General features: G+C 36.1%; 1 protein-coding gene. It reads right to left on the bottom strand.

Features of this window, described 5'->3' with window-relative positions:
- Nucleotides 1–68 precede the first annotated feature (68 nt).
- Complete coding sequence (locus CLV38_RS13540; RefSeq protein WP_106196515.1) at nucleotides 69–1430, bottom strand: ISL3 family transposase; 1362 nt, start codon at nucleotides 1428–1430, stop codon at nucleotides 69–71.
- Nucleotides 1431–1559 lie beyond the last annotated feature (129 nt).

Below are 1559 nucleotides of genomic sequence, written 5' to 3'. Positions count from 1 at the left end.
GGTTCTTTGTCAAATAGTGTTGGTCATAGATTCATGTAGGAGGAAAGCCATCTGGCTTTCCTCTTTTTTTAAGCTGCATTTTGATTTTGTCTTGCTAATTCTCTTTCTTCTTCAAATGTCACTGGACGAATAAATTGATCTTGTTTTTCAGTCAGTTTAAAACTGATAAGTATTCTGGCTCTTAAATTTCTGAAATTCCTATAACCATAGCCACTTCGTTTCATTGTTTTAATTTTATTGTTTATCCCTTCCAGATGTCCGTTGGACAAAGTGTATGTGCAGGAGTTACTAATGGAGCCACTGTACTTCTCTAAGGTTTGCATGGTGGTCCTTATATACCGCTTTAGTTGCCGGTCCTTACTGCGTTCTAAGTGGTGATTGAACTGTGTACTTTTACCTACAGATAAACTATATTTCAAATCATTGATTAGCGAATAAACCCATTTAAACTGTTCATCGAAACTGAGTAGATAATTTATCATGATTTTTTGAGAGACTAGTCCGTCATATAAACGGTGAGTGTAGAACGTTTCAAAATCAACTTTCCAGCTGTTTTTCAGTATCAATTTCCATTGTTTTTTTAGTTTATGGTAATCTGTTGGTCTCGAATACCTATGGGTATTCATCACTTCGATTCTAAGTCGGTTCAGGGCACGGTTCAGGTGTTGAACAATATGAAATCGATCAATAATCAGTTTAGCGTTTGGAAAGCACTGTTCTATCACTGCGATATAAGGACTGTACATATCAATCGTTACCGTTCTAACTTGCTTTCGGAGTGTATAAGGATACCGTTGAAAATAAGCAATTAGTCTACTTTGTTGGCGATTTTCAATAATATCAATCACATCATGTGTTTGAGAATTTGAAAAAATGAAACTCATGGCCCCCGCAGCTTCTTTTACTGACTTAAACTCATCAAACGACAAATGTTCAGGTAATGCATGACGGGTCGGTTCAAGTGTTTCTCCTACAGTTTTTAATATTCTCATTACAGTATGCGGAGATACAGCTACTCGATCTCCGATTGCTTTCATTGATTGAATAGTCTGAAGCTCTAGTGCAATATGGGACTTGATTGGATTAGAGATAAAACAGTGTGGTTGAACAAGGGATGTTTTAGCCATAAATGTTTGATTACAAGCTTTACAAAGGAAACGTTGTTTCCATAGTCGTAATCGAACGGGCTGAAACATGACCGTTCCCAGTTTAAGTAATGATGATTTGCGTCCGTTTTTGATCACTAAGTGATTTTGATTGACAGTCCCACATTTTTCACAGGCTTTTGGTGTATAGGTTAGAGTTGCCTCAAGTACTTTATAGGTTATTTTATTCAATGTCTCATCAGGTAGAATGTAATGCTCAGGGTCAAAATGAATGTTTTTGTCTTTAATGTTTAAGGTTTTTCGTATAATATGAGAGTAGGTCATGTAGATTCTCCTTTATTTGGTTTTGGTCGACTTAAGTATAAGGGAATCTACAGGCCTTTTTCTATTGAAATACAAAAAAGGTGCCAGTAAGTTCCAAAGGAACTCACCAACACCAAATATTATAGAACC

Origin of the sequence: Alkalibacterium olivapovliticus, from assembly GCF_003003275.1 — a bacterium.
GTDB classification, from domain to species: domain Bacteria; phylum Bacillota; class Bacilli; order Lactobacillales; family Carnobacteriaceae_A; genus Alkalibacterium; species Alkalibacterium olivapovliticum.
The sequence above is the reverse complement of the archived record's forward strand: the minus strand, read 5'-3'. Positions and strand labels throughout refer to the sequence as shown.